The 1,008-nt window shown below is 59.6% G+C and carries 1 protein-coding gene; it reads left to right on the forward strand.

Going from position 1 to position 1,008, the window contains the following annotated elements:
• Positions 1–232 precede the first annotated feature (232 nt).
• Positions 233–1,008, forward strand: a 776-nt coding sequence (gene ychF, locus NW819_RS14140) for a redox-regulated ATPase YchF (protein ID WP_414414136.1), incomplete at its 3' end; no start/stop codon positions are given.

The raw sequence follows: 1,008 nt of genomic DNA on the forward strand, positions 1-1,008 counted from the left end.
TCAGGCCGGGGAGGATGTCAAAAGACCTCAGCTGCCCAACACTGTGCAGCTGACAAAAAATACAGTTCTCTTGGGAGAGGAGCCGAGGGTGGTGGCGTTGGCGGCGCGGAGCGCTTGGGAGCGGATCCACCGGTTGGGAAAGGGGCGGCAAATGCTAACGTCAGAGTAGGGATCTTTCCGCTGGGCAAGGGATCCCGTTACCCTGGTTTTTGGCTTTTTCCCCAAGATCTGGATGTTGAGAGCTGGAATTGTCGGCCTGCCCAACGTAGGCAAATCTACCTTGTTCAACGCCCTCTGTGAAAATGCCAAAGCCGAGGCGGCCAACTTTCCCTTCTGCACCATTGAGCCGAATGTGGGGCGGGTGGCGGTGCCCGACGAGCGCTTGCAGGTGCTGGCCAAGATCAGCGGTTCTGCCGAGATCATCCCCAGCCAAATCGAGTTTGTGGATATTGCCGGGCTGGTGGCTGGAGCCAGCAAGGGGGAGGGTCTGGGCAACCAGTTTCTCTCCCACATTCGCCAGGTGGACGCCGTGGTGCACGTGGTGCGCTGCTTCCAAGACGAGAACATTGTGCATGTGGCGGGTTCGGTGGATCCCTTGCGGGATATCGGGGTGATCAACTTGGAGCTAGCCTTGGCGGATTTGGCCCAGATCGAGCGGCGCATAGAGCGGGTGCGCAAGCAGGCAAAGTCCGACAAAACCGCCCAACTGGAGTTGCAGGCTCTGGAACAATTACAGGCTGCCTTGGACGAGGGCAAGCCGGCTCGCCTAGTACCCCTCAGCCCAGAAGAAGAGCAGTTGATCAAAGGGTTGGGGCTGCTCACCCGCAAAAAAGTCATCTACGCCGCCAATGTGGCGGAAACGGATCTGGCCAGCGGCAATGCCTGGGTGGAGCAGGTGCGGCAATTTGCCAAAGCGGAAGGGGCAGGTGTGGTGGTGGTCTCAGCCCAGGTGGAGGCGGAACTGGTGGAGCTACCCCCCGACGAGCGACAGGCCTATCTGGATTCGTT

This window comes from Synechococcus sp. R8-2, from assembly GCF_047461715.1.
Taxonomy (GTDB): domain Bacteria; phylum Cyanobacteriota; class Cyanobacteriia; order Thermostichales; family Thermostichaceae; genus Thermostichus.